The organism is Staphylococcus agnetis, from assembly GCF_002901865.1.
Lineage (GTDB): Bacteria > Bacillota > Bacilli > Staphylococcales > Staphylococcaceae > Staphylococcus > Staphylococcus agnetis.
The window spans coordinates 1-1470 of the sequence record NZ_PPQF01000109.1 but is presented as its reverse complement, the minus strand read 5'-3'; the positions used below and the strand labels follow the sequence as shown (position 1 = coordinate 1470).

Sequence of the window (1470 nt, the reverse complement as noted above, 5' to 3'; positions counted from 1 at the left end):
TAGATAGTAGCCAACGGCTACAGTAATGACATCTTTGTCAAATGGCTTATATCTGAAATAATTCATACTCTGCACCTCATCTTTGTTGACTATTATACTATATTTCTAACTTTGCAACAGAACCAACAGATGTATCTTTAACTCTTAACGACAAAGCTAATCTTAAACAAGAATTGGGTACTAAATTAGAGAAGATTAAATTAGATAATCAGAATCTAATCGATATGCTATTTACTGATTATCAAGTTCATGAGGCTACTAGACCTAGAATAAATCAAGATTTAAGTGGATTTCAGATGCTTAAAGAAAAAGTAGCCAGTAAAGATAAAAATTTTAAACTATCTAAAGAAGAAGCGGAGAATGATAATTCATTCTACTATCGAGACTAGTTAGGTTTCTTTGGAAAATATTAATCTCTAAAATTGGTAAAAAATGTTATATAAAATATAAAAAAGCCCTCTAAAAAGAGGGCTTAAATCATTAACTACATTTTAATCTTAGTGAGTAGTTAATGGTACATATTTATCTTTTTCACACAATAATAAATTAAAATTCAATCTTCATATCATAATTAACCTTATGTCACTTAATTTAATACATATCCTACTTCGAGTTATTTATTTTTATCAATCCAATTTTTGATATCACTAGTTATAGGTGCAAAATGAGATAGTCCAATACCTTTTCCTGATACAATACCTATTAACTCATTTGTTTCTTCAAGATATAAACCACCACCTGAAGAACCCGATCCCGTGATATTGTCTGTTAGTATCACTCCTGAATCTATTTTTTGAATAGTTCCCTCTTTTTTATCTTGATACTTTGCTTCAGTATCTTTTGGATATCCTATAGTATAAACTTTTTTGCCAATTAAACTTTGAAGGTCATCTACGACTTTTATTTTTACAGCATTGTTAGTAAGGTAATATTTCATAGATTGAGGAGGATTTTTTCCTTTTAAAATAGCAAAGTCCTTTTTACTGTCAAGATTTCTAGGAGAATATACAGTCGCTTTATCTATATCTATAGATGATAACGGTGTTTGAATACCACTCAGAGCAGGAAAGACTTTGCCAATATAACTTTCTTGATTATTACGATCTACACAATGTGCTGCTGTTAAAAACGATGTGTCTGATAGAGCTACAGCAGTACAGCTTTGACCGTTAACTTTTTCAAACTTACTTGTGAATAAGTGATTCCCTTCGGTTGTGTTCGTTACAATTTCAGCATATATATTCTGAGTAAATAAAGACATTAACAAAAGTGACGCAAATATAACTGAATAAACTATTTTTTTCATCTTCTTTCACTCCTTTTACTCAACTAGGTGTAAATTTGTATATGACAATGAATCTTATGATATGAAGGTAAGGTTATAAATTTTCTTGTTAATATATTATAAAACTACTAATATTTATATTATTAAATAAATAATACACCTAATATCATTAATATGTTATTAAT

Annotated in this window: 1 protein-coding gene and 1 pseudogene; both read right to left on the bottom strand. The window is 28.5% G+C overall.

Features of this window, described 5'->3' with window-relative positions:
* Nucleotides 1-66, bottom strand: a pseudogene (locus CD172_RS11970) (IS6 family transposase); the annotation flags it as partial.
* Nucleotides 67-613: 547 nt separating this feature from the next.
* Nucleotides 614-1306: a trypsin-like serine protease gene (locus CD172_RS11965; RefSeq protein ID WP_103346474.1), complete on the bottom strand. Its 693-nt coding sequence runs from the start codon at nt 1304-1306 to the stop codon at nt 614-616.
* Nucleotides 1307-1470: the final 164 nt, after the last annotated feature.

Bases quoted from the DNA above. Each gene is read 5' to 3' on its own strand.
- CD172_RS11965 (WP_103346474.1), bottom strand. From the start codon at position 1,306: ATGAAAAAAATAGTTTATTCAGTTATATTTGCGTCACTTTTGTTAATG.